At 66.3% G+C, this 24454-nt stretch carries 20 protein-coding genes and 2 tRNA genes; 16 read left to right on the forward strand and 6 right to left on the reverse strand.

What is annotated here, in order from left to right; genetic code table 11:
• Nucleotides 1–390: 390 nt before the first annotated feature.
• The 7 genes from U5809_RS11510 to glmS all read left to right on the forward strand — a co-directional run bounded on the left by U5809_RS11510 (nucleotide 391) and on the right by glmS (nucleotide 10275).
• Entirely contained in the window at nucleotides 391–1935 is a 1545-nt protein-coding gene (locus tag U5809_RS11510) for a glycosyltransferase (protein WP_322086602.1), read from the forward strand.
• Nucleotides 1936–1938: 3 nt separating this feature from the next.
• Nucleotides 1939–2934, forward strand: a complete 996-nt coding sequence (locus U5809_RS11515) for a polymer-forming cytoskeletal protein (protein ID WP_322086603.1) — start codon at nucleotides 1939–1941, stop codon at nucleotides 2932–2934.
• Nucleotides 2935–2945: 11 nt separating this feature from the next.
• Nucleotides 2946–3959 (forward strand): YaiO family outer membrane beta-barrel protein, encoded by a 1014-nt coding sequence (locus tag U5809_RS11520; protein WP_322086604.1) that lies wholly within the window; start codon nucleotides 2946–2948, stop codon nucleotides 3957–3959.
• A gap of 13 nt (nucleotides 3960–3972) precedes the next feature.
• Entirely contained in the window at nucleotides 3973–4743 is a 771-nt protein-coding gene (locus U5809_RS11525; protein ID WP_322086605.1) for a hypothetical protein, read from the forward strand.
• A 334-nt stretch (nucleotides 4744–5077) separates the two neighbouring features.
• Nucleotides 5078–7228 (forward strand): polysaccharide deacetylase family protein, encoded by a 2151-nt coding sequence (locus U5809_RS11530; RefSeq protein WP_322086606.1) that lies wholly within the window; start codon nucleotides 5078–5080, stop codon nucleotides 7226–7228.
• Between the two features lie 92 nt (nucleotides 7229–7320).
• Nucleotides 7321–8409 (forward strand): hypothetical protein, encoded by a 1089-nt coding sequence (locus U5809_RS11535; RefSeq protein WP_322086607.1) that lies wholly within the window; start codon nucleotides 7321–7323, stop codon nucleotides 8407–8409.
• A 48-nt stretch (nucleotides 8410–8457) separates the two neighbouring features.
• Nucleotides 8458–10275 carry a glutamine--fructose-6-phosphate transaminase (isomerizing) gene (glmS, locus tag U5809_RS11540; protein ID WP_322086608.1) on the forward strand — a complete coding sequence of 606 codons (1818 nt, stop codon included), beginning with the start codon at nucleotides 8458–8460 and terminating at the stop codon, nucleotides 10273–10275.
• A gap of 50 nt (nucleotides 10276–10325) precedes the next feature.
• On the opposite strand, the gene U5809_RS11545 is transcribed toward glmS, so the two are convergent.
• A tRNA-Arg gene (locus tag U5809_RS11545) sits at nucleotides 10326–10402 on the reverse strand.
• A 172-nt stretch (nucleotides 10403–10574) separates the two neighbouring features.
• Nucleotides 10575–11405, reverse strand: a complete 831-nt coding sequence (locus U5809_RS11550; RefSeq protein WP_059649338.1) for an undecaprenyl-diphosphate phosphatase — start codon at nucleotides 11403–11405, stop codon at nucleotides 10575–10577.
• Nucleotides 11406–11884: 479 nt separating this feature from the next.
• On the opposite strand from U5809_RS11550, the gene U5809_RS11555 reads away from it, so the two are divergent.
• From U5809_RS11555 to U5809_RS11575, 5 genes are all read left to right on the forward strand, one after another.
• Nucleotides 11885–12796 (forward strand): aldose epimerase, encoded by a 912-nt coding sequence (locus U5809_RS11555; protein ID WP_322086609.1) that lies wholly within the window; start codon nucleotides 11885–11887, stop codon nucleotides 12794–12796.
• A 132-nt stretch (nucleotides 12797–12928) separates the two neighbouring features.
• The gene (locus U5809_RS11560) at nucleotides 12929–13630 is read left to right on the forward strand and encodes a peptidoglycan DD-metalloendopeptidase family protein (protein ID WP_282507197.1); all 702 of its coding nucleotides are present in this window, start codon (nucleotides 12929–12931) and stop codon (nucleotides 13628–13630) included.
• A gap of 369 nt (nucleotides 13631–13999) precedes the next feature.
• On the forward strand, nucleotides 14000–15619 hold the full coding sequence (locus U5809_RS11565) for an acyl-CoA synthetase (protein WP_322086610.1): 1620 nt from the start codon (nucleotides 14000–14002) through the stop codon (nucleotides 15617–15619).
• Between the two features lie 73 nt (nucleotides 15620–15692).
• Complete coding sequence (locus U5809_RS11570; RefSeq protein WP_322086611.1) at nucleotides 15693–16016, forward strand: DUF2288 domain-containing protein; 324 nt, start codon at nucleotides 15693–15695, stop codon at nucleotides 16014–16016.
• Between the two features lie 10 nt (nucleotides 16017–16026).
• A complete protein-coding gene (locus U5809_RS11575) occupies nucleotides 16027–17406 on the forward strand; it encodes an MATE family efflux transporter (RefSeq protein WP_322086612.1) in 1380 nt (459 codons plus the stop codon).
• 15 nt (nucleotides 17407–17421) lie between these two features.
• On the opposite strand, the gene U5809_RS11580 is transcribed toward U5809_RS11575, so the two are convergent.
• Nucleotides 17422–17598, reverse strand: a complete 177-nt coding sequence (locus U5809_RS11580) for a hypothetical protein (RefSeq protein ID WP_282507193.1) — start codon at nucleotides 17596–17598, stop codon at nucleotides 17422–17424.
• Between the two features lie 136 nt (nucleotides 17599–17734).
• On the opposite strand from U5809_RS11580, the gene U5809_RS11585 reads away from it, so the two are divergent.
• Entirely contained in the window at nucleotides 17735–17905 is a 171-nt protein-coding gene (locus U5809_RS11585; RefSeq protein ID WP_174380017.1) for a hypothetical protein, read from the forward strand.
• Between the two features lie 190 nt (nucleotides 17906–18095).
• Here the strand turns inward: U5809_RS11585 and U5809_RS11590 are convergent, their stop codons facing one another.
• Both U5809_RS11590 and sixA read right to left on the reverse strand, forming a co-directional pair.
• On the reverse strand, nucleotides 18096–18902 hold the full coding sequence (locus U5809_RS11590) for a GNAT family N-acetyltransferase (RefSeq protein WP_034206968.1): 807 nt from the start codon (nucleotides 18900–18902) through the stop codon (nucleotides 18096–18098).
• A gap of 170 nt (nucleotides 18903–19072) precedes the next feature.
• Nucleotides 19073–19534 (reverse strand): phosphohistidine phosphatase SixA, encoded by a 462-nt coding sequence (sixA, locus tag U5809_RS11595; RefSeq protein WP_322086614.1) that lies wholly within the window; start codon nucleotides 19532–19534, stop codon nucleotides 19073–19075.
• A gap of 161 nt (nucleotides 19535–19695) precedes the next feature.
• On the opposite strand from sixA, the gene U5809_RS11600 reads away from it, so the two are divergent.
• Nucleotides 19696–19772 (forward strand) — tRNA-Pro (locus U5809_RS11600).
• Between the two features lie 209 nt (nucleotides 19773–19981).
• Complete coding sequence (locus tag U5809_RS11605) at nucleotides 19982–20416, forward strand: hypothetical protein (protein ID WP_322086615.1); 435 nt, start codon at nucleotides 19982–19984, stop codon at nucleotides 20414–20416.
• Nucleotides 20417–20503: 87 nt separating this feature from the next.
• On the opposite strand, the gene ppx is transcribed toward U5809_RS11605, so the two are convergent.
• Nucleotides 20504–22018 carry an exopolyphosphatase gene (gene ppx / locus U5809_RS11610; protein WP_176047010.1) on the reverse strand — a complete coding sequence of 505 codons (1515 nt, stop codon included), beginning with the start codon at nucleotides 22016–22018 and terminating at the stop codon, nucleotides 20504–20506.
• A gap of 279 nt (nucleotides 22019–22297) precedes the next feature.
• On the opposite strand from ppx, the gene ppk1 reads away from it, so the two are divergent.
• Nucleotides 22298–24361: a polyphosphate kinase 1 gene (gene ppk1 / locus U5809_RS11615; RefSeq protein ID WP_322086616.1), complete on the forward strand. Its 2064-nt coding sequence runs from the start codon at nucleotides 22298–22300 to the stop codon at nucleotides 24359–24361.
• Nucleotides 24362–24454: the final 93 nt, after the last annotated feature.

Here is a 24454-nt window from a genome sequence, read left to right on the forward strand (position 1 = left end):
CGCCGTGTGACGTGCACGAGATATGTCGCGGACTGCTCGGGGTCGAATGTCGCGCGCATCCGCTGATTCGTCAGTGAATCAAAACACGTCGCCGCGGCCCCGACCACGCGCGCACCGCGCGCCCGGCTCCTTGCTGCACGGGGCATTTCGGCCCATGGCTCACGCCTTGCTTAATGTCAGACAGGTGCGTCCCGAAGCACTCGCACGACAGCAACAGACAGACGGGGACGCCAAAGCAACGAAGCCGGGAGGCGACGCGACGCGTCCGCCGGGGCGAACGACATCCGCCCCTGCGCGACGAACGTGCGGCCGCGTCCCATTGACATCCGCGCGATCCACGGGCGCCTTCAGCTCTCATCGGTCATCGTCGCGGACACCGGGGACCAGGACATGAAGAAAGCGCGGATGGCGTCACTCTGCGAGCAAGGCATCCTGCTGCTGATCGTGCTTGCCTTCTCGCTGACCGTGCGCGACACCGCATCGCAGGCGATCGCCGAGCCGGCGCGAATCGCCATGCCCGCCGCAAACGCAGCGGTCGCGGTCGAACGCGCGGCCCTCGTCGGCGCCCCGCTCGCGCTTGCCGCACCAGCCTCGCCCGGTGCGGACGCGTCGCTCGAACCGCCGCCGGCCAGCGCGCCGGGCATCACGTTCGACCCCGATCTGCTGCTGATGCCCTGCGTCGCGTACCTGTGGCTGTTCACGCTGTTGACGTGCATCTACGCCGGACGGCATTACGTGTTCAGCCTCGACCGCCTGTTCAAGCCGCAATGCGCGCCCTACCGGACCATCACTCACGGCGAATGGCCGCGGCTCACGGTGTTCGTCGCCGCCCACAACGAAGAAGCCGTCGTCGTCGATTGCCTGATGGCGCTGCTGGCGACGACCTACCCGCGCGACAGGCTGACGATCATTCCGGTCAACGACCGCTCGACCGACAACACCCGCGCGCTGATCGACGAGGTCCAGGCGCTCGCGCCCGACCTCATCCAGCCGTTTCACCGCGAGAACGGCAAGCCGGGCAAGGCGGCCGCACTGAAGGATGCGCTGCGCTTCATCCGCGGCGACATCATGGTGGTGTTCGACGCCGACTACCTGCCGCGTCCGGGGCTGCTGAAGGAACTCGTCGCGCCGTTCTTCGATCCGGAAGTCGGCGCGGTGATGGGCCGCGTCGTGCCGCAAAACGCCGACAGCAACCTGCTCGCGCGGCTGCTCGACCTCGAGCGCGCGGGCGGCTACCAGGTCAACCAGCAAGCCCGCAACAACCTCAACCTGGTACCGCAGTACGGCGGCACGGTCGGCGGCATCCGCAAGGGTGCGCTCGACGCGGTGGGCGGCTGGCGCGACGACACGCTCGCCGAGGACACCGACATGACCTATCGCCTGTTGCTGAGCGACTGGCGCACCGTCTACCTGAACCACGCCGAATGTTATGAGGAAGTGCCCGAGCGCTGGGCCGTGCGTGCGCGTCAATTGACACGCTGGGCGAAAGGCCACAACCAGACGCTGCTGCGCTATCTGGTTCCGGTACTGCGCAATCCGCTGATCTCGCGGCGCTGTCGGCTGGACGGCGCGCTGCTGCTCGGTGTGTTCGTGATGCCCGCGCTCCTCGCAGTCGCATGGAGCGCGGCGCTCGCGCTGTACCTGTTCAACGGCGTCAACTCGACCGCGCTCGGCCTGATCGTGTCGCTGTTCGCGCTGTTCTCGTTCAGCACCTTCGGCAACTTCGGCGTGTTCTTCGAGATCGTCGTCGCGGCCCGGCTCGACGGCCGAGCGACGCGGCTGCGGCTCGTGCCGGTCAACGTCGTCGGCTTCTGCGTGACGATCGCGGCCGTCGTCTCCGCGCTATGGGGACTCACGCTCGACGCCGCATTCCGCCGCGAACTGAAATGGGACAAGACCGAGCGTTTTCGCCGGCAACTGAAACCGGAGCGATGATCGATGACGACCTTCAATGTGATGGTGCCGGTGGCCGGCGTGCTCAGCCTGCCGTTCCTGCCGATGCTGCATGAACTGATCCGGCGCAGCGACGTCGCGGCCCTGCCGATCGGCGACGGTCCGTTCGTCGATCAAGCGTTGCTCGCCACGCGATGGCACGACGCACTGCGGGCATACGCGACCGGCGAACCGCCGGCCGACCCGTCCGCCGCGCCGCCCTGGCAAGCACTCGGGCTGGCCGTACAGCACGCCGACACCATCCACGTCGCGCACGACGAGCATCGCGACGGCGTGCTCCATGCCGATCGTGCGATCACGCTCGACGGTGGCGCCCGCGCGGCGTACGCATTCGCCGGCGAGCGCATCGACATTCGCGCCGGCGCGACGATCGGCGCGCTTGCACACGCACCGCGGATCGACGTCGACGGCGCGGTACTGCGCGGCGTCGTGGTCGGCGGCACGGTGCACCTGCACGGCGCCGGCGGTTTCGCGTCCCTGTACGGCGAACCGATCGTCTTCGGTGCCGCGCCGAGTGCGCGACCCGCCAGCGTGCCGGCGGCGCCGCGCCGCGCAATCTCGCTCACCCGCCACTTCGCATCGCTGCCGCACCGCTTCCTGCACGGCCGCTACCTGGTGCATTGCGACGTTCGCCTGCCCGCGCACACGGTCGTGCAAGGCAACCTCATCGTCGACGGCACGCTCACGCTCGGCGAAGGCTGCGTGCTGCGCGGCAGCGTCAAGGCGCATCGCGTCGAACTCGAACGTCATGCGCTGCTGCACGGCGCCGTGTTCGCGCGCGACGACGTGCTGCTCGCGAACGCGAGCTGCATCGACGGCGTCGTGTCGGCCGGCGGCCTGCTGCGGCTGACCGGTGCGCGCATCGGTGTCGCCGGCCATCCTGTCAGCGCGTGCGCGCGCGATGTCTCGGTCGTCGGTCACGCATGCGTGCATGGCGACCTCGTCGCATGGCGCAGCGGCTGGTTCCACGCATCCCGTTAAGGAGCGCCTTCATGTCCGATCGCCCCTGCCATCGCGGCCCGCGCGTGCCGGTTGCCACCCTCGCGGTGCTGTGCGGCGTCGCCTTCGGTACGCCACCGGTACTGGCCGCACTGCCGGATGACGCCGCCACCGCGCCGCCCGTGCAGTCGCCCGACGTTCCCACCGTCATTACGCCACGGCCGCGCGACGAATCCACGTTCGTACGCGTCAGCGCAGACGGCCTGCCGGACGGCGTGCCGCTCGCCGAGTTCACGCCTGACGATACGAACCGGCCGCCGCTGCCCGACGCAATCGTCACACATGTCCAGGCGCCGCAAGAAAAGCACACCGAACTGTCGTTCGGCTATTCAAGTGCACACCTGACGCACGGCTACGGCGACTGGTACGGCGTGCACCTGCGCGGGGTCTATCAGGACGGCGGACGTACCGTGCTCGGCGAACTCGCGCAACTGCACCGCTTCGGCGAGAACACGCAGCTCGGCGCACTGACCTACGTGCAGGACTTCAACCCCGACTGGTTCGGCGGCATCGGCTTCGCCGGCACCACGTCGGGGACGATCCTGCCGAGCGCACGCGTCGACCTGTCGATCAATCGCAAGCTATTGTCGAATCGTTCGCTGGTCGTGTCGCTGGGCGCCGGCTACGCGTGGAACCGCAGCGGCCATCGCGACCAGCTCTATCACGCCGGCCTGATCTGGTACGCGCTGCCGAAATGGATCTTCGAGGCAGGCACGAACTACACGGTCGATTCGCCCGGATCGGTCAAGGCACCGGCCTATTACGGCGCCGTCACCTACGGCGAAGTCGGCAAGAGCGTGATCGTGCTGCGCGGCGGGTTCGGCCGCGAGGCCTACCAGGTCACCGGCTCCGGCTCGCAGATCGCCGATTTCCGCAGCCACGAGATCGACGCGAAATGGCGCTACTGGTTCACGCGCAAGTGGGGAACGCAGATCGAGTTCGACTACTACCACAACCCTTACTACTCACGGATCGGCGGCGAGCTGAGCGTGTTCTATCGCTGGTAATCGGGCGGGCGCCATGCAGACGCACCCCGTCCGTCCTCCCGCCGACCGTTCGCTGCGGATTCATGCCTATCCGCAGCGCTGGCTGTCGTCGATCGCACTGCTGACGCCTGCGCTGTACGCGTTGCTGTGGGCCGACCTGCCGATCGCCTGGCGCTACTGGCGCGCGGTGATGACCTGGGGCGCGCACCAGATCGACCCGGCGCTCCACGTGATCGTGATCGGCTATCCGCCCGACGCGCCGCGCGTGCCGCTGCTGTCGATCGACGTCGCCGCGCGCATGCCCGGCGGCGTGCTGCTGGCGTCCACCGCGGCGCTCTGCGCAATCGGCTTCGCCGCGTCCTTTGTGCGCCACAGGAATTGGCTGCCTGTTGCATATCTGTTACGAATTGCAAGCTTCACCCAGTTGCTGATTTGCGTCTATTTCTGGCTCGCGCCCGGCACGTTCCCGTATGTCCCGTTGCTGCATCTGCGCGACATGTTCGTGCTGCACGGCGCGGCGATCGCGATGATCCCGCTGGTGATGGCGGCGTTGTACTACCCGCTCGATTTCTCGCTGCTGCAGAAGGCCCTCGCATCGGTGCTGGTGCTCGGCTATTTCGTCTTCGCGCTGCCGTTCGTGATGCTGCTGCACGCGGTGATCATCCATCACGGCTCGCTGCTGTTTCTGCCGTTCTGCTATTTCCTGCTCGGCGGACCGCTGCTGATCGGCCTGCTGGTCACGCTCTACACCTACTGCGCGAGCTGGCCCGGCGCGCTGACGAACGGCTCCGATTCCGTCTGCTGATTTCGCTTGCAAACGCGCCGTATCAGCGATGAAACGAATCCATTGCGTTTGCTGCCATGCCGCGCGACTCGCGTCACATGAAGCCAGCAGGACCGGGCCTCCTGGGCAAATGGCACGTTGTTCGCTTCACTCAATACGTCGCATCGAGTCCGCTCGTCGACGACGGCAGCGCGGCGTACCGACATGTCGTGTTGGTCCGGCTGCCGTCGACAGGTGCCGCTCGATGTCCGACGCACCGGACAGCCGCACACACCTACGGGGCAGGATTGGTCGACCTGGCGGCACGCGTATCACGGCTGCCGCGCGCCCCCATTCCTTGAGCGAGGAGCACACCATGTTGGCAAAGTCAGGCAAGTTCTTGCGGATCCTGTTCGCGTTGTTCGCGCTCGCGTTCGCATTCAGTCCGGGCGGCGTTCAGGCGGCCACCAACCAGCTCATCCTGCTGGTGCCGAATACGCTGACGTTGCCCGATCCGCGCGTGTCCGCATGGCTTGACACCGCCCAGGAGGAAGGGCTGCAGATCACGGTGATGACCGACAGCCAGTTCATGGCGGCCGGCGCGTCGCTGTCGCAGTATCCCGGCCTGATCCTGCCCGATCAGGTGCATACGACGGCCGACGACACGCTCGTCACGGCAATCCAGAACTATGCACTGAACGGCGGCAAGGTGATGCTCGTCTACGATTTCGGCGTGCTGAATTCGGCCGGCTTCTACGTGAGCCCGAAATCTCGTTTCAGCAACATGGTCGGTGTGGACTACGTACTGTATGACCAATTGGGCGGCAACATGATCGGTCTCGGTAACGTGACCGGCATGAGCAGCTGGCTGCGCACGCTCCAGGTGCCTCCCGGCAAGTCGATGACGTGGACCACGACGGCTTCGACCACGACGACCGCCAGCGTCATGGCCGCGGCGACCACCAGCAACTCGAAGACGAACAATTCGTCGAAGCAGACGACCGGTACCGCGCTGTATCTGTCCGGCAGCCCGTCGAACCCGGGCGGCCTCGCCAACTACAACCACGGCGCATGGTTCCAGTACGACACGTCCCCCGCAGGCAGCGGCGTGCTGAGCCAGACGGCCCCGAAGCTGACCGGCGTTGCGAATGGCAAGCAGGTGAAGTCCGGCACGTATAGCGCCAACTCGCTCGTCAGCACGACGACCGGCAAGGCCGCCACCACGCTCGCGTCGACCATGGCAACGACCACCGACACGCTCGAGGGTATCTCCGGCTACGTGTACGGCTTCCTCACCTATCCGAGCTTCGTCACGCAGGGAACGTACACCGGCACGACGATCCTGACCTCGCCGACGTTCGGGCTGGTGTCCGGCTACAACACGTACGGCAACGGTGGCGTGCTGTTCGTCAACCTGCCGCTCGCCTACCTCGACGGCCAGACCGACGGCATGCTGATCCACGGCTACCTGCATTATTTCGGTACGCAGATGCTGAACCTGCCGTCGCTGTCGCCGCTGCCGAAGGCGATGGCCGGGCTGGTGTTCAACTGGCACTTCTGCGCGGGCGACCAGATCCAGCCGGCGCTCCAGCTGAAGAACCTCGGCGTGTGGAACAACGGGCCGTTCTCGCTCGTGATCACGGCCGGCCCCGACGAAGCGACCTTCGGCGACGGCGACGGCGTGAACCTCGCCAACAACCCCACCGCGCTGAATCTCGTGAAGTATTTCCTGAGCAAGGGCCATCACGTCGGCAGCCACGGCGGCTGGATTCACGACTACTGGGGGGCAAATGCCAGCGAAACGAACGCGAGCACGTTCACGCAGTACCTGGTGATGAACCATCAGGCCGTCCAGGCTGCGACGGGCCAGCCGGACGTCGAGTACGCGGCGCCGGAAGGCAACACGCCGACCTGGTCGGTCAACTGGCTCGAAGCCAACGGCTTCAACGGGTACTACTTCACCGGCCACACCGGCTCGGCGCCGACCCGCGCATATCGCAACGGCGCGCTGCTGAACCCGGGCCTGTGGGCTTACCCGGTGATGCCGTTCGGCAAGTACGCGACGTTCGAGGAGTTCCAGCAGTATGCGGTGCCGACGAGCGACGTGAACAACTGGTACGCAGCCCTGATGAACTTCGTCGTCGCGAACCGCACGAGCCGGCTGATCTATGCGCACCCGCTTGGCGCGTCGTCCTATACGTCGACACTGTCGGCGATCTTCTCGCAGGCGAACACGCTGAAGCTGCTCGGTCAGTTCAAGTGGTACACGATGAGTGACATCACGATCTTCGATCGTGCGCGCCTGAACGTCACGTGGTCGGCTACCGACACGGGCAGCGGCTGGGCATTTGCCGCCAGCCACCCGACCAGCCTCGCGAACATGACCTGGCTACTGCCGAAGAAGTCGTTCGCGCTGCCGTTGATCACGCAGGGTATCGGCAGTGTCGTCATCACCGATGCGACGTACTGGCTCGTCACCGCGAACAGCGGAACCAGCTTCAAGTTCACCAGCGCCAAGGTGAACTGAGCCGAACCGTCGACACCCCCGCCGGCGCGCGACGCGGCCAACGCCGCGCCCGGCGGACATTGCGCAGGACCACCGCGCAGGAGCCCCCGATCATGAACCGGCCCGCGCTTTTCCCGGCCGCACGCGCACGCGTGGCGGCCACCTCCCGGCTATGCCGCCTGTGGTGCGTTGCCTGCTGTGTCTCGGCATTCGGCTTCGCGCTGCACGCGAGCGCCGCCGAACTCCAGCTCAACGGACTGTACCAGCGCCCCGACGGCGCGATCACCGTGCGCCTGAATGGCGCCGGTATCGATCCATATTTTGCGGCGAAGGCGTTGCTCGCCGCCGCCGATGCCGGGCTTGACGCTCATCAGGCCGCACTCGCATGGATCGCGTGGCTGCTGCCGCGTCAGCGCCCCGACGGCGGCTTCGATCGCTACTGCGTGAAGAGCGGCCAGTACAGCACATGCGCGGAGGCCGACGCCGACGACTCGATGATGGCGACGTGGATCGAACTGCTCTCCCGCTTCGCGCCGCCCGACGGGATGCCCGCCGCGTGGGAACTCAGCCTGAACCGCGCGGGCGCGCATCTCGACACGCTGCTCAGCAAGCCCGCCGGCGTCTATCAGATCTCGTCGACGCTGCACGTCGCGCTGCTGATGGACAACGTCGAGGTACACAGCGCGTTCCAGGCGCTCGCCGCGTACTACGTCCGGCATGCCGACTACGCGCACGCGGGCCCGTGGAGCCAGCGCGCCGACCGGCTCTCGTCCGCGATCCTGAAGGTGTTCTGGCGCGGCACGCAATCCGGCTTTCGCGCGAGTACGCAGCGCATCAGCGACACGAGCTTCTATCCGGCGAAAGTCGCACAGATCTTCCCGCTCCTGTCGGGGATTCAGGTTCCCGACCAGTCGAACGAGACGATCTACGCGCAGTGGATGCAGAAATACGGCAAGACCTGGCTGCAACTGGCCGGCAGCGATTATCCATGGGGCTTGATTGCGCTGGTCGCATTCAAGATGAACGACTGGAGCACGGTCGCCTGCTGGCATGCGCGATCGGGCCCGTACCGGCATGGCGCGCACTGGAACGTACTGGAGGAATCGCTTTATCTCGCATTCGAAAGCAGGATGGCCGACCCCGTCGCGCCCGCCCAGTGCGGCTTCACGACGGCGGAGGCGACGGAGACTGCGTCGCGCTGACACAGCGTGCATGCGGCCCAGGAGAATTTACAGGGAAGGAGACGTGTCATGTGTGGCATCGTCGGCGCGGTCGCGCAACGGGACATCGTCCCGATTCTGATTGAAGGTCTGCGCCGCCTCGAATATCGCGGCTACGACTCATGTGGCGTGGCGACGGTCGTCAACGGCCAGGCGCGACGGGAGCGCAGCATGTCGCGCGTCGCCGATCTCGACGCGCACGTGCGCAGCGCCGGCCTGACCGGCAGCACCGGCATCGCCCACACGCGCTGGGCGACCCATGGCGCGCCCGCAACCTGCAACGCGCACCCGATCTTCTCCCGCGACGAGATCGCGCTCGTGCACAACGGCATCATCGAAAACCATGAAACGTTGCGCAAGCAACTGTCCGACGAACACTACGAATTCGACGGCCAGACCGACACCGAAGTCGTCGCCCACCTGATCCACAGCAAGTATCGCGGCGACCTGCTCACCGCCGTACGCGATGCAACGTCGCAGCTTCACGGCGCCTACGCGATCGCGGTGTTCAGCAAACACGAGCCGCAGCGGCTGATCGGCGCGCGGGCCGGCTCACCGCTCGTCGTCGGCGTGAAGGATGGCGAATGCTTTCTCGCTTCCGATGCACTCGCGCTTGCCGGCATCACCGACCGCTTCATCTTTCTCGAGGAAGGCGACATCGTCGAGTTGACGCCGGGTGGCGTGCGGGTGCTCGATCGCACCGGTGCGCCGATCGAGCGCGCGATACAGACCGTTTCGTCCGCACAGGGTGTGGTCGAACTCGGGCCGTACCGGCACTTCATGCAGAAGGAAATTTTCGAGCAACCGCAGGCCGTGGCCGCGACCATCCCGGACGCCGGGCTGTTCGATCCGGCCGTGTTCGGCCCGGATGCCGCGCGCGCGTTCGAGCAGATCGACAACGTGCTGATTCTCGCGTGCGGCACGAGCCATTATTCCGGCCTGACCGCGCGCCGCTGGCTCGAAACGATCGCGCGCATCCCCGCGCAGGTCGAAATCGCGAGCGAGTACCGTTACAGCGATGCGCTCGCGATGCCGAACACGCTGGTGGTCAGCGTATCGCAATCCGGCGAGACCGCCGACACGCTCGCCGCGCTCAAGTACGCGCAGGCGCTCGGCCATATCGACACGCTGGCGATCTGCAACGTGCCGACCAGCGCGATGATGCGTCAGACTGGCCTGCGCTTCCTGACGCGGGCCGGCCCGGAAATCGGCGTCGCGTCGACCAAGGCGTTCACGACGCAGCTCGTCGCGCTGTTCATTCTTGTCGTCACGCTCGGACGGCTGCGCGGCTACGTCGACGACGCGCAGCTCGCGCGCTACACGACGCAGCTGCGGCGGCTGCCCGGTGCGCTCGAAGACGTGCTCGGGCTGGAGCCGCAGATCGAGCGCTGGGCGGCGGAATTCTCGCAGCACGAGAATGCGCTGTTTCTCGGGCGCGGGCTGCACTACCCGATCGCGCTCGAAGGAGCGCTGAAGCTGAAGGAGATTTCGTATATCCACGCGGAAGCGTATCCGGCGGGTGAGCTGAAACACGGGCCGCTCGCGCTCGTGACGCACACGATGCCGGTCGCGACGATCGCACCGAACGACGCGCTGCTCGAAAAGCTCAAGTCGAACATGCAGGAAGTGCGGGCGCGTGGCGGGCAACTTTACGTGTTCGCCGATGCGGATACGCGGATCGACAACAGCGAAGGCGTGTCGGTACTGCGGATGCCGGATTACTACGGGTTGTTGTCGCCGATCCTGCACGTCGTGCCGTTGCAATTGCTCGCGTATCACGCAGCGTGCTTGCGCGGCGCGGATATCGACAAGCCGAGGAATCTGGCGAAATCGGTGACGGTGGAGTGATGGATTGGCGTCACCCGGGTGGGCTCGCGAAGGTCATCAATTGATCAAGCTGGCCCGCCCTACACGACTCGAACGTGTGACCTACGGCTTAGAAGGCCGTTGCTCTATCCAGCTGAGCTAAGGGCGGTCGGGGAGAAAAGACACGGCCTGACCCGGACCGCATTCGGTACCGGGCTTCAGGCAGCGGCGACAGCACCGCCAAACCCAAAGCCCCGAAACAAAACGGGCCCGGTACGAAACCGAGCCCGAAATTATACCCGATCATCGCATCACATCACGCGAATCGGGCCGTCACAGCCTCAAACCGGCTGCGGATGCAGCATGAACCAGCCGAGACAGAACACGCCGGCGATCACGCAATACACGCCGAACGACGCGAGCCGGCCGCGCCCTTCGAAATAGCGCATCAGGAACCGCACGCTCAGGTACGCGGCGATCGCCGTCAGCACGCCGCCGAGCAGTGCATCGGCGAGCTGGTCGCGAGCATGGAACAGCTTCGGCAGTTCGAGCACGCCTGCCGCGAAGATGATCGGCGTGCCGAGCAGGAACGAAAACTCCGCCGCCTTCTCCGCCGTCAGCCCGGCCGCGTTGCCCGCGATCATCGTCAGCCCGCTGCGCGAGAAACCCGGAATCAGTGCGCCGATCTGCGCGAGACCCACGAAGAACGCCTGCTTGAACGTCATCTTCTCGGGCGCCTGATGCGCGCGGCTGCGCTGGATGCGATCACCGAGCCACAGCAGCACGCCGTTCACGATCAGCGCGATCGCGACGATCCGCAGATCGTGGAACACGCGCTCGATGCGCTTCTCGAGCAGCAGCCCGACGATGCCGGTCGGAATCGTACCGATGATGAGCGCCCACATCAGGTGGCCGTCATCGTTCTTGCGGCCGCCGAGCTGCGCGAAGAAACCGCTGATCAGCGCGATCCAGCGCGCGCGGAAGTACCACAGCAGCGCCAGCGCGGTGCCGAGGTGCAGCGCGACGAGGAACGGCAGCAGTTGCGGCGCGTGCTTGTCGATATGCATGCCGAACAGCGCCGGCACGAGCAGCGTATGGCCCAGGCTGCTGACGGGGAAGAGTTCGGTGACGCCCTGCAGGACGCTCAGGAATACCAGAAACCAGAGACTCACGCGTCGGTCCTTTTAGTCGAGATTAAGCGGGAAGAAAGACGGACGCCGCGATGCGCGTCCGAAAAAACGCGCCCCGATTATGCCGAGCCAGGATTACTGCGCCAAGGCATTTGGCAGGTTATTGCGGCAATGCACACAAACGCTTGCAATTTGTAAGCGCACAGAAAGCAAAAAGCCCGCCATTTGCATGGCGGGCCTGTCGACTTCGGCAGGAATTGCCGTCAGCGGCCGAGCTGATAGAAAAATAATACCGTGCTGCCGGTGAACATGCCGAACAGTGCGATGCCCATTGCCATTGCCAGATCCATGGCCCCCTCCTCGAAGTGTCATGACCCGGCAACATCACCGGTTTAGACGCATTATCCAGACCGTTGAGAATGTTAAAAACTCGCAATTTCCCGAGAAGGGTTTTCCCCGAGCAGCGGCGGCCCGATAATGGAACGCGCGTTGCTCCGTCCACCCGCTCAATCCGATTCGCCATGCCGATCTTCCAGCAACACGATATCCACGAACTTCACGCCGGCCCGTCGCTCGTCCGGGTCGCTCCGCAATTCGGCGGCCGCCTGCTGTCCTGGCACGTCGACGGCGAACCAATCATCTTCTGGCCGGAAACGGCCGACTGGAGCAACCTCGCCCGCGTGCGCGGCGGCAATCCGCTGCTGTTCCCGTTCCTCGGCCGCCACCGCGTCGACGGCGAACTCGGCCGCTGGCGCGATGCCGCCGGCGTGGTCCGCGACCTGCCGATGCACGGCTTCGCGCGCGACCTGCCGTTCGACGCGCATCCGTCGGCCGACGGATGCGCGCTGTCGATGACGCTCGACGCGAACGACGCGCTGCACGCGAGCTACCCGTTCGATTTCCGGTTCGAGACGACCTACCGGCTGACCGACGCGCACACGCTCGACGTCGCGCTGACGACAACCAATCGCGGCGACACACCGCTGCCCTACTACGCCGGCCACCACTTCTATTTCGCGCTGCCGCATGGCGAACGCGCCGAAACCACGCTCGAACTGCCGCCGACCCGCAGTTGCCAGCAGCGCCCGAATGGCTCGATCAGCCCGCTCGAACCCGGCGAAGCGCAGTACCGCCTCGACGATCCGGACATCGTCGACCGCTTCCACTGCCTCGACGGCGAGCCGTCCGCGCCGGTGCGCATCGTGATGCCGGGCCGCCGCCGCACGATCGAGATTGCGCTCGACGTGCCGGGCTCGATCCCGTGGTACGCGGTCACGACCTGGACCGAAAAACCGGATTCCGACTTCTACTGCGTCGAGCCGTGGCTCGGCCTGCCCGATGCGATCCACAACGGCCTCGGGCTGCGCATGCTCGCGCCGGGCGCGACCGAAACGGCCACGCTGCGCATTCGCGTGCGCCCGCTCGCCGGCTGATACGCGGCGCGCCAGACCGGCGCGCGACGGCCCCGGCAACGGCCCAAACTGCGGTGCGTGGGTCGAACCCGTTAAAATCGGACGTTTTGTGTTGCCTGCCGCATCACCCGCGGCAGGGTTTTGCGAGGTTCAATGTTCGGAACAACAACGAAGCGACTCTTCGCAGCCGCCTGCGCCGCCCTGCTCGTCGCGTGCGGCTCCGCGCCCGTCGGCCCCGGGTTCTATCGCGTCGAGCGTGGCGACACGCTCTACAAGATCGCGCGGGACAACCGCACGTCAGTGCAGAACGTCGTGCGCTGGAACCAGATGACGAATCCCGATGCGATCGAAGTCGGCCAGGTGCTGCGCGTCGCGCCGCCGCCCGGCACGACGACCGCATCGACGCCGTCGACCACCGGCACCGGCAGCGCCGGCCGCGCGCGCCCCGCACCATCCGCGCCGGTTGAATCGGCCGTCAAGCCGGCCACGAGCATTTCGCTGATCTGGCCGGCGGCCGGCAATGTGGTCCGCACGTTCGACGGCTCGAAATCGAAGGGGATCGACATCGCGAACTCACCGGGCACGCCGGTGGTCGCAGCCGCGCCGGGTGTCGTGGTCTATGCCGGTAACGGGCTGCGCGGCTACGGCAACCTGATCATCCTGAAGCACAACGCCGACTACCTGACCGCCTACGCGCATAACCGCGCGCTACTGGTGAAGGAAGGCCAGTCGGTAACACAGGGGCAGTCGATCGCGGAAATGGGCAACAGCGACAGCGATCGCGTCGCGCTGCATTTCGAGCTGCGCTACGGCGGCCGGTCGATCGACCCGTCGCGCTACCTGCCGTCGCGCTGAGCGCACGACGGACGACACGCGATGCCGGCACGCATCGCGTGCCGTCGCGGCGAAACACGAAAATGATTGAGTCAGCGCTTGCGCAGACGTCCGGTGAAACGGCCGGACAGCGGATCGACGTGACGAGCAAACGCCACCAGCACACCGATTCCGATCAGGCTGAACCCCGCAGCTATCAGAAGCAAATCCATGGTCACATCACTGTTTTGACTTGATCTTATGCGTCATTGTGGAATCGTGCACTGAGCCGTGGCTATTGGACGAGTCCGAACATTCCCTATCAGCAGACACCATTGTGGATTCGTCTGCGTGAAAACCTGATGTAAGCCGTGCGCCCGACGCCACGATCGACACCCAGGAGACACTGCGATGCTGCCCGCCGCCGACCGCTACGACGAACTGCTCTCCCGCTTCCAGTGGGACATTCCGGCCCGCTACAACATCGGCGTGGACGTCTGCGACAAATGGGCCGACGGCAGCGGTCGCCTCGCGTTGATCTACGAAACGGCGCAGGGCGACGTGTTCCGCCTCACGTTCGACGACTTGAAGAATGCTTCTAACCGGCTCGCGAACAGTTTTGCGCGCGCCGGCCTGCGACGCGGCGACCGGATCGGCATCTTTCTCGCACAAGGGCCCGAAACGGCCATTGCACACCTCGCCGCGTACAAGCTCGGTGCAATCGCGGTGCCGCTCTTCACGCTGTTCGGCGTCGATGCGCTCGAATACCGGCTCGCGAACAGCGAGGCGGCCGCGCTCGTCACCGACGCAGCCGGCTACGCAAAAATCGCACCGCTGCGCGCGCAACTGCCGGCGCTGCATACCGTCTACTGCGTCGGCGACGATGCCCCCGACGCGCCGGGCGTGCTGCGTTACGACGCGGCGCTCGCCGCCGAAACGCCGGATTTCGTGCCGGCCGACACGGCCGCCGACGATCCGGCGGTGATCATCTACACGTCCGGCACGACGGGCAAACCGAAAGGCGCGCTGCACGCCCATCGCGTGCTGCTCGGCCACCTGCCGGGCGTCGAGATGTCGCAGCAATGCTTCCCGCGCGACGCGCGCCTGTTCTGGACGCCGGCCGACTGGGCGTGGATCGGCGGCCTGCTCGACGTGCTGCTGCCGTCATGGCATCACGGCGTGCCGGTGCTCGCGCGCCGCTTCGAGAAGTTCGACGGCGACGCGGCGTTCGCGCTGATGGCCCGGCACGGCGTCACGCATGCGTTCCTGCCGCCCACCGCGCTGAAGCTGATGCGCGCCGTGGAGCGGCCACGCGAACGCTATGCGTTGTCGCTGAAATCGGTCGCGAGCGGCGGCGAGTCGCTCGGCACCGAACTGACGGCCTGGGGGCGCGACGCGCTCGGCGTGACGATCAACGAGTTCTACGGGCAAACCGAGTGCAACATGGTGCTGTCATCGTGCGCGGCGCTGTTCGACGCGCAGCCCGGTGCGATCGGCAAGGCTGTGCCCGGTCATGCAGTCGCGATCGTCGACGCGGACGGCACGCCGCTGCCGCCGGGCGTCGAAGGTCGCATCGCGGTGCGCCGCCCCGACCCGGTGATGTTCATCGAATACTGGCGCAACGCGGATGCGACGCGCGACAAGTTCGCGGGCGACTACCTGCTCACCGGCGATACAGGCACGATCGACGCCGACGGCTTCGTGCGCTTCGTCGGCCGCGACGACGACGTGATCACGAGCGCCGGCTACCGGATCGGCCCGGGCCCGATCGAGGACTGCCTGCTCACGCATCCGGCGGTGCGGATGGCGGCCGTCGTCGGCGTGCCCGACGCGACGCGCACCGAGATCGTCAAGGCGTTCGTCGTGCTGAATCCCGGCCACATCGGCGACGACGCGCTCGTGCTCGCGCTGCAGGCACACGTGCGCACGCGGCTCGCCGCACACGAGTATCCGCGCGCGATCGCGTTCGTCGACAGCCTGCCGATGACCGCGACCGGCAAGATCGTGCGCCGCGCACTGCGCGACGCATGAACCGCCCGCCGGCGGCTCGGCCCGTGCGGCCGGATGGTTTATAGTGGCGCCACGCAGTTTTTCCAAGAAACCGATGTCCTCTGATCACCAATCCGCCGCGGGCGTGTCGCACAGCCCGCTCTACGCCAAACTCCTCGGCGAGACCGCCAAGATCGACTGGTGCGATCTCGAACGCTTCTTCGCGCAGGGCAAGCTGCTGTCCGTCGCGCGCGACCTCGATCTCGTCAGCGTCGCGGAAGCGGTTGCCAGCGACGATGCCGAGCAGGTCACGCGCTGGCTGTCGGCCGGCCTCGTCGCACGCATGCCGGCCGAAACGGCCGCCGACTACGCGGCGCGCAACCCGGAGCTGTGGGCGGTCGTCGTCTCGCCGTGGGTCTGCGTGCAGGAACGCGCCTGACGCGTCCGCCATGTCTGAATCCGCGTTACCGCACGGGGCCGGCGCCGGCTCGGCCACCGTCACGCACCGGCGCGTCCTCGCGCTCGCCTTCCCGATCGTCCTTGCGAACCTGACCCAGCCGATCCTCGGCGCCGTCGACACGGCCGTCGCCGGTCACCTCGACGGCGCGCAGTATCTGGGCGGCGTCGCGCTCGGCGGGCTGTTCTTCAATTTCGTATTCTGGGGTTTCGGCTTCCTGCGGATGGGAACGACCGGTCTCGTCGCACAGGCGCACGGCGCCGGCGACACCACCGGGATTCGCCTGAACCTGCTGCGCGCACTGATCGTCGCATTCGCGCTCGGCACGGCCGTACTCGCGCTGCAGGTGCCGCTGCTGTCGTTCGCGCTGTCCGCGCTCGGCGGCAGCGATGCCGTCCGCGCGACGGCGCTCGCGTACAGCCATGCGCGGATCTGGAGCGCGCCTTTCGCGCTCGCGAACTATGTCGTACTCGGCTACCTGCTCGGCGTGCAGCGCGTGCGGCTCGCGCTCGTCGCGCAGGTGTTCATCAACGCGGTGAACATCGGCGCCGTCCTGCTCTATGTGTACGGCTTCGGTTGGGGCATCGCCGGCATCGGCGCCGCAACCGCCACCGCGGATGCCTGCGGTTTCGCGCTTGGCGCGTGGATCCTGTGGCGGCTGCGCCCGCGCGGCCTTGCGCCGATCGCGGTGCGCGCGCTCGCCGACCGCGTCGCGCTCAAACGGCTGATCGCGCTCAATCGCGATATCTTCCTGCGCACGCTGTGCCTGCTCGGCGCGTTCGGCTGGTTCGCGCACCTCGGTGCGAAACAGGGCGACGCGACGCTTGCGGCAAACGCACTGCTGCTGAATTTCCAGACCTTCATGGCCTATGGCCTCGACGGCTTCGCGCACGCGGCCGAGGCGCTCGTCGGCGCGGCGGCCGGCGCACGCGACCGCCGCGCATTCCGGCAGGCCGTACGCGTCACGCTGCTCTGGTCGGCACTCGGCGCTCTGCTGTTCGCACTCGTCTATTGGGCGGCGGGCGGCTGGATCGTCGCGCGCCTGACCGATCAGGCCGAGATCCGCGCCGTCGCGCTGCGCTATCTGCCATGGGCTGCGATCTCGCCGATCGTGTCGGTCTGGGGCTTCCTGCTCGATGGCGTCTTCATCGGCGCCACGCAGACGCAATCGCTGATGCGTGCGATGGTCGTGTCGTTCTCGATCTTCATTGCGGCCACGCTCGCCGCCGTCGGCACGTTCGGCAATCACGGCCTCTGGTTCGCGCTGCTGCTGTTCATGGCCGCGCGCGGCGCGACGCTTGCGCGCTACCTGCCCGGGCTGCTGCGACGCATCGGCGCCGACGCGCAGGCGACGTCCACCGCCCACGCGTGACGGCAGGCCAGGCTGTTACTGCGTCGGTTTCGGCGGCGGCGCGTCGAGCATCGACGGCGGCGTCATGTCGGTCGGCACGCCGTGATAGTCGGCCGGATCTTCCGGCGGGTGGCCGCGGCGAGCCTGATGTGGGTCGCTGCCGCAGCCGGCGAGAAAGGACGCGGCCAGCACGGCCAGCATGAAACGGGTCATCGGGTATGGCTCCGGAAAACGGTGCGCCCATCGCGCGCCGGGACCGCGCCGAGTCTAGCGGAAATCCGCTTTCAGGGTCGCGCCGCGCATGTCCTACTATGTACGCATGGCGCTGTGCCGTGGAAAGGAGGCTGCCATGTCGTCTGAAGAAATTGCGGGCCTGATCGGCCTGTTCATTGGCCTGATGGTGCTGGTCGCGCTGTCCTACTTCGAGTCGCGCGAATACAAGCGTAGCCATGACGGCGAAGGGATGATCCACCACTGGATGGCGGAACATCACCTGCTCGACTGGCGGCGCAAGCACTGAGCAAGCCATCCTGCAGTCCGGCCCGTATCGAACCCGGGCCGCCCGGAAACGTGCCGTCCCGCGGCACGCCGGAAACCGCACACTCCGGAAATTATCAGGGCCGAATGCAAGAGCGCCGTCGCATGGCCATGGCCGCACGACGGCGTTCGCTTGCGCGCGCCCGCAACGGGCGCGACGCGATTCAGGCGACTCAGCCCAGAAAGTGGCGGGCGTAGCGCGCGTTGATGTCGGACAGGCGGAACAGCGTCAGGAAATCCGCGCAGTTGAAGTCGGGATCCCAGGCCGGTGCGCCGCAAATCTTCGCGCCGAGACGCAGGTAGCCCTTGATCAGCGGCGGCGGCGCGACGACGGTGCCCGTTTGCAGTTCGTCGACCGGCAGTGCCGTGTGCGGGAACGCGCGATACTCGGGCGCCGTCAGCGAACCGGCCGACAGCGACTGGTACAGGTTCGCCGCGTAGTGGCCGCCATCGGCCATCGACACGCTCGCGCAGCCGAGCATCGTCTCGTAGCCGTTCTGCATCATGTACGCGCCGAGGCCGCCCCACAGTGCCATGATGACGGCGCCGCTGCGGTAGTCGCTGTGCACGCACGAGCGGCCGACCTCGACCATCTTGCCGCGCAGGTGCGTGAGGCGCGACAGGTCGAATTCGCCTTCGGCGTAGAGGCGGCCGACGCGCGCTGCCTGGTGCGGCGGCAGCACGCGATACGTGCCGACAACTTTCAACGTGTCGAGATCGCGAACCAGCAGGTGGTCGCAGTACGCGTCGAACGGATCGACGTCGAGACCGGACGGGCCGCTGACCTGCGCGCCCATCTCTTCGGCGAACACGCTGTAGCGCAGGCGCTGGGCTTCGCGCAATTCGTCTTCCGTGCGGGCCCATGCGGCGCGCAGGCGATACTCCGATGTGACGGTTTCACTGGCGCGCGGCAGGTGGCGCCGCGACGTGTCGAGGGGCAGCGAGGCAAAAGGGAGCGTAGGCGTCGGCAGTTCTCGCATTAGGCTTTCCTGGTCGTAAGGAATAAGGCGACATGCCCGCCAATGTAGTAATCGGCCGTGACCGTTATGTGGCACGACTGTGTCCTTTCAATGACGTGTCGCCGAATTGACTTTAGCAGAAAGCTTGCGAAACCGTATGATGAATCCCTTCAAACCCATTCAGCCGGGCTTCACACCAGTTCCGGCGTCAATACCGCGCGCAATACGGCCTGCCGGCTGCCGTCACGCGTGCGGCTCGCCAACCACACGATTCCCCCCTTCTTGACGCTCCAGCTGTCGTTGCTGCCGGCGATCAATTGCGCGGCGACGCTGCCGAGCGTCGGCTGGTGTCCGACGATCACGACCGTCGGCGCGATGCCTTCCGGCCAGCCTGCCGCTTCCAGCACGTCGTCGACACTGCCGCCCGGTGCGAGCGCCTCGACGGTCCGGTACTGATCGGTCAGCGCCTCGACCGTCTGCACGGTACGGGCCGCCGGGCTCGCGAGGATCACGCTGTTCGTCTCGAGCCTGCTGCGCAGCCATTTGGCCATCGCCTGCGCGTCCTTGCGGCCACGAACGGTCAGTTGGCGCGCAAGATCGCTCGTCGCGTAGTCTTCGGCTTCGGCGTGACGCCACAGGATCAGGTTCATCATGATGTTCTCCTTGCTTCGGCGAGCGTCCGCACACACATGCGCACGGGTACGGCCGATTACCGCGCAAATTGTCGCAAATCGCGGCGGTTCACCGCCGCGGCATTTACCCGCATATTGCGATTGACCTAATCTGGCACGTACCGATATAATCTTTGGCTCGTCGGAGCGTAGCGCAGCCTGGTAGCGCATCTGATTTGGGATCAGAGGGTCGTAGGTTCGAATCCTATCGCTCCGACCAAGGAATCAAGGGGTTACGGTTAAACACCGTAGCCCCTTTTCCGTTTCCGGGCCGCTGAATCGCACGTGCGGTCACCCGGCTCGCACCTTTAATTCATTGTAGGGATTCATTGGGGCACCGACGCGACAACGCTCGGGCCGCTGCCCGCAACCCGCGCACGGCACTTCCGGGAACACGCGATAATGCGCGTGAACAACCCGCACCCGCGCATGAAAAACAACATTCTCAAGACCGCCCTCTGCGCGTCGCTGCTTGCACTTGCGAGCGTCGGCACCGCTTCGGCCAAGGCGCTCGACAATGCGCTCGACTGCCATTCGACCGGCCACAAGTTCGTCGCGCCGCTGCTCGCCGCCGGCGACATCCAGTCGGAGCCCATGCATGTCGAATCGAACTCGGTCAACGCGTTCCGCACGAGCCACCCGCTGACCGCATACGGCTTCGGCGTCTATGTCGTGCTGGGCTATCAGGCGAACGACCCGATCTTCCGTCCGGGCGACGGTACGCCGATCGGCGACTGGGCCTACGGCGTCGTGGTACGCGGCACGAAGAGTTCGGTGGAGGAAGCCGTGCGCAAGGCCGGCAGCGACGCGACGGTCAAGCAGGCGTTCCCGTTCCTGACCGCGATCGTCTGCTCGTCGGATTGAGCGAGCCGCCAGGACGGTCGTGCGGCACGCCTGAGGGTGCCGCAACCACGCTCCCGTCCAACGCCTCCAGGCCGCGCTATCGGCCCGTTACGCGCCGGTGTACACCACGCGATACGGGATACCGACCTTCTCCCACTCGGCAGCCTCCTGGCTGAGGCTGTAGTCGGTCAACGGGTTCTGCTCGACCCACGCGCTCGGCAAGCGCACTTCATACCCGCCCTTCTTCATCTGCGAAACGGAAATGTCGGGCAGCCCCGCATCGGTCCGGCGCCGGCACAGCAGCGCCGCGAGCCGCAGGCAGAACAGCAGCGGCCACTCGACCTCGCGCGCCTGCGACAGCTTGCCGAGCTTGCCCGCGTGACCGAGCACGAGCGCGGCGAGCCGCGCCTGGTCGGTGCGCGAAAAACCCGGCATGTCCGCGTTGCTCGCGATATAGGCTGAATGCTTGTGATACGCGCTGTGCGAGATCGACAGGCCGATCTCGTGCAACGCGGCCGCCCAGCCGAGGAACATCCGTCCTTCCTCGCGCGCCTCTTCGTCGTCTTCCTCGAGTTCGTCGTAGAAACGCCCGGCGAGCGCACCGATCCGCTCGGCCTGCGCGCGATCGACGCCGTAGCGACGCGTGAAGCCCTCGACGGTCACCGCACGCATGTCCTCGTGCTGCGTCCGGCCGAGCAGGTCGTACAGCACGCCGAGACGCAGCGCGCCGTCGGTCGTATCGACGTAATCGACGCCGAGTTCCTCGAACACCGCGAGCATGATCGCGAGGCCGCCCGCGAGCACGGGCACGCGATCGGGCTTCAGCGCGACCAGCTTCAGCCGGTTGACGTTCTCCGACTTGATCAGCGCGCGCTTCAGGCGCTCGAGTCCGCCGCGCGAAATGCCGTGCGTGATGCCCGGATCGTTGAAGCCGTTCGCCTCGACGAGTTCCGCAAGCGCACGCGCGGTGCCGGACGAACCGATCGCCTGGTCCCAGCCGGCCTTCTTGTACTCGCTCGAAATGATCTGGATCTCGCGCTTGGCCGCGAGTTCGGCCTGCCGCATCGTGTATTCGTCGACGTTGCCGGCCGGAAAGAACGTGCGGCTGTGGCTTACGCAGCCGATATACAGACTCTCCATCACGATCGGCGTGTAGTGCGAGCCGATGATGAATTCGGTCGAGCCGCCGCCGATGTCGACGACGAGCCGCTTGCCGGCGCTCGCCGGCACCGAGTGCGCGGCGCCCGCATAGATCAGCCGCGCTTCCTCGCGGCCCGCGATCACTTCGATCGGAAAACCGAGCGCCGCTTCAGCCTCGCCGAGAAACTCGCCGGCGTTCTTCGCGACGCGCAGCGTGTTGGTCGCCACCGCCCGCACATGATCGGGATGAAAATCGCGCAGGCGCTCGCCAAACCGCTTGAGCGCCTCCCAGCCACGCTCCTGCGACGCACGATCGAGCATCTTGTCGCTCGACAGGCCCGCGGCCAGCCGAACGGGCTCGCGCAGCGCGTCGACGGGATAGATCTGGCTGCCCGCCGGCGTTTCCTCGACGCGACCGACGATCAGCCGGAAGCTGTTCGAGCCGAGATCCACGGCAGCCAGCAAGTGGGGAGTTGTAACCATCTGAAGGGGGCTCCGTGCGCGTTCGCCCGCGGCAGCCGGACCGGCAACCCAGGGCGATCAATCAAAGGCGACATTTTAAGCGTGGAACGCTTGCCATTACCACGCTTCACGGGCATGCACACTGCTCGATTCCATATCGCCAAAACATTTATGAGACGAAATGGTTCCAGCGTAGAATTTGCCGATATAAATACAGTATTGTCATCAGCACGTCATCGTACCGTGAGAGTTTCCGAGCGTCCTTTTGAATCATCGCCTGAATCACCCCCTACCCTGCCGATGTCCGTCCGTTACCCGCTTCTCAATCGTGAACTCGGCATCCTCGGTTTCAACGAGCGCGTGCTGGCCCAGGCGGCCGACCCTCAAATCCCGTTGCTCGAGCGCCTCCGTTTCATCTGCATCACCAGCAGCAACCTCGACGAATTCTTCGAAGTCCGCATGGCCGGCCTTCAGGAACAGATCCGCGACAACCCCGGCGCACTGACACCCGACGGCATGTCGTTACAGCATGCTTACGATCTCGTCGTCGAACGCGCGCAGCGGCTCGTCCATCGACAGTACACGATGCTGCACGAAACCGTGCTGCCCGCGCTCGAACAGGAAGGCATCTATTTCCACGCGAGCGACACGTGGAACGACGAGCAGCTCGAATGGGCGCGGCGTTATTTCCTCGACGAGCTGCTGCCCGTGCTGACGCCGATCGGCCTCGATCCGGCCCACCCGTTCCCGCGCGTGCTGAACAAGAGCCTGAACTTCGTCGTCGAGCTCGAAGGCCGCGACGCGTTCGGCCGCCAGGCCGTGATGGGTATCGTGCAGGCGCCGCGCGCGCTGCCGCGCGTCGTGCGCATGCCGCATGCGCTCTCGGGTTTCGAGCACGGCTTCGTGCTGCTGAGCTCGTTCATGCAGCGCTTCGTCGGCGAACTCTTCCCTCAACTCGTCGTGAAGAGCTGCAACCAGTTCCGCATCACGCGCAACAGCGAGCTGTTCGTCGACGAAGACGAAATCACGAACCTGCGCGTCGCGCTGCAGGGCGAACTGCCCGCGCGCCACCTCGGCAACGCGGTGCGTCTCGAAGTCTCGGCCGACACGCCGCAGCACATCGTGCGGCGCCTGCTCGAGGAAAGCGAACTCGGCGACAAGGACTGCTATCGCGTGGCCGGGTCCGTGAACCTCGTGCGCCTGATGCAGATTCCCGATCTCGTCGACCGCCCCGACCTGAAGTTCACGCCGTTCACCGCGTCGATTCCGGCCGCGATCACGAATGCGCCGACGATGTTCGACGCGATCGACAACGGCGACATCCTGCTGCACCACCCGTACGAGAGCTTCCAGCCCGTGCTCGAACTGCTGCAGCAGGCCGCGAAGGACCCGAGCGTCGTCGCGATCAAGCAGACGATCTACCGCACCGGCACCGATTCGCCGCTGATGGACGCGCTGATGGAAGCCGCGCGCAACGGCAAGGAAGTGACCGTCGTCGTCGAGTTGCTCGCGCGCTTCGACGAGGAAACCAACATCAACTGGGCGTCGCAGCTCGAAGCCGTCGGCGCGCATGTCGTGTACGGCGTGGTCGGCCACAAGTGCCACGCGAAGATGATGCTGATCGTGCGGCGCGTCGTGCAGGCCGGCAAGGCGTCGCTGCGCCGCTACGTGCACCTCGGCACCGGCAACTACCACCCGCGCACGGCACGCCTCTACACCGACTTCGGGCTGATGACGGCCGACCAGAAGATCTGCGAGGACGTCCATCACGTGTTCCAGCAACTGACGGGGATCGGCGGCGAACTCTCGCTGCACGAGCTGTGGCAGTCGCCGTTCACGCTGCATCCGCGCATCATCGACGCGATCCGCGCGGAAATCGACAACGCGCGCGCCGGCAAGCGTGCGCGCGTCGTCGCGAAGATGAACGCGCTGCTGGAGCCGTCCGTGATCGCCGCGCTGTACGAAGCGTCGCAGGCAGGCGTCAAGGTCGACCTGATCGTGCGCGGCGTCTGCGCACTGAAGCCCGGCGTGCCGGGGCTGTCGGAAAACATCACGGTGCGCTCGATCGTCGGCCGCTTCCTCGAGCACCACCGGATCTACTACTTCCACGCGGGCGGTGCAGAGGACGTCTATCTGTCGAGCGCCGACTGGATGGACCGCAACCTGTTCCGCCGCGTCGAAGTCGCATTCCCGATCCGCGAGCGCAAGCTCAAGCGGCGCGTGATCGCCGAGGGCCTGTCGGTGTGCCTCGGCGACAACCAGTCGGCGTGGCAGATGCACAGCGACGGCCACTACCGCCGCCGCCGCTCCGGCAAGACGATCCGTAACGCGCAACTCGGACTGCTCGCGAAGTTCTGCTCGTAAAGCGGACGCGGCGCGCCGGTCGCGCGCCGCCCCGCCAACAAAAAAGCGCAGCCCGCGGGCTGCGCTTTGTTATTGACCGGACAGGCCGCTACG

Origin of the sequence: Burkholderia sp. BCC1999 (genome assembly GCF_905339975.1) — a bacterium.
In the GTDB taxonomy this organism is placed as follows: Bacteria; Pseudomonadota; Gammaproteobacteria; order Burkholderiales; family Burkholderiaceae; genus Burkholderia.

Bases quoted from the DNA above. Each gene is read 5' to 3' on its own strand.
- U5809_RS11510 (WP_322086602.1), top strand. From the start codon at position 391: ATGAAGAAAGCGCGGATGGCGTCACTCTGCGAGCAAGGCATCCTGCTG.
- U5809_RS11515 (WP_322086603.1), top strand. From the start codon at position 1,939: ATGACGACCTTCAATGTGATGGTGCCGGTGGCCGGCGTGCTCAGCCTG.
- U5809_RS11520 (WP_322086604.1), top strand. From the start codon at position 2,946: ATGTCCGATCGCCCCTGCCATCGCGGCCCGCGCGTGCCGGTTGCCACC.
- U5809_RS11525 (WP_322086605.1), top strand. From the start codon at position 3,973: ATGCAGACGCACCCCGTCCGTCCTCCCGCCGACCGTTCGCTGCGGATT.
- U5809_RS11530 (WP_322086606.1), top strand. From the start codon at position 5,078: ATGTTGGCAAAGTCAGGCAAGTTCTTGCGGATCCTGTTCGCGTTGTTC.
- U5809_RS11535 (WP_322086607.1), top strand. From the start codon at position 7,321: ATGAACCGGCCCGCGCTTTTCCCGGCCGCACGCGCACGCGTGGCGGCC.
- glmS (WP_322086608.1), top strand. From the start codon at position 8,458: ATGTGTGGCATCGTCGGCGCGGTCGCGCAACGGGACATCGTCCCGATT.
- U5809_RS11555 (WP_322086609.1), top strand. From the start codon at position 11,885: ATGCCGATCTTCCAGCAACACGATATCCACGAACTTCACGCCGGCCCG.
- U5809_RS11560 (WP_282507197.1), top strand. From the start codon at position 12,929: ATGTTCGGAACAACAACGAAGCGACTCTTCGCAGCCGCCTGCGCCGCC.
- U5809_RS11565 (WP_322086610.1), top strand. From the start codon at position 14,000: ATGCTGCCCGCCGCCGACCGCTACGACGAACTGCTCTCCCGCTTCCAG.
- U5809_RS11570 (WP_322086611.1), top strand. From the start codon at position 15,693: ATGTCCTCTGATCACCAATCCGCCGCGGGCGTGTCGCACAGCCCGCTC.
- U5809_RS11575 (WP_322086612.1), top strand. From the start codon at position 16,027: ATGTCTGAATCCGCGTTACCGCACGGGGCCGGCGCCGGCTCGGCCACC.
- U5809_RS11580 (WP_282507193.1), bottom strand. From the start codon at position 17,598: ATGACCCGTTTCATGCTGGCCGTGCTGGCCGCGTCCTTTCTCGCCGGC.
- U5809_RS11585 (WP_174380017.1), top strand. From the start codon at position 17,735: ATGTCGTCTGAAGAAATTGCGGGCCTGATCGGCCTGTTCATTGGCCTG.
- U5809_RS11590 (WP_034206968.1), bottom strand. From the start codon at position 18,902: ATGCGAGAACTGCCGACGCCTACGCTCCCTTTTGCCTCGCTGCCCCTC.
- sixA (WP_322086614.1), bottom strand. From the start codon at position 19,534: ATGATGAACCTGATCCTGTGGCGTCACGCCGAAGCCGAAGACTACGCG.
- U5809_RS11605 (WP_322086615.1), top strand. From the start codon at position 19,982: ATGAAAAACAACATTCTCAAGACCGCCCTCTGCGCGTCGCTGCTTGCA.
- ppx (WP_176047010.1), bottom strand. From the start codon at position 22,018: ATGGTTACAACTCCCCACTTGCTGGCTGCCGTGGATCTCGGCTCGAAC.
- ppk1 (WP_322086616.1), top strand. From the start codon at position 22,298: ATGTCCGTCCGTTACCCGCTTCTCAATCGTGAACTCGGCATCCTCGGT.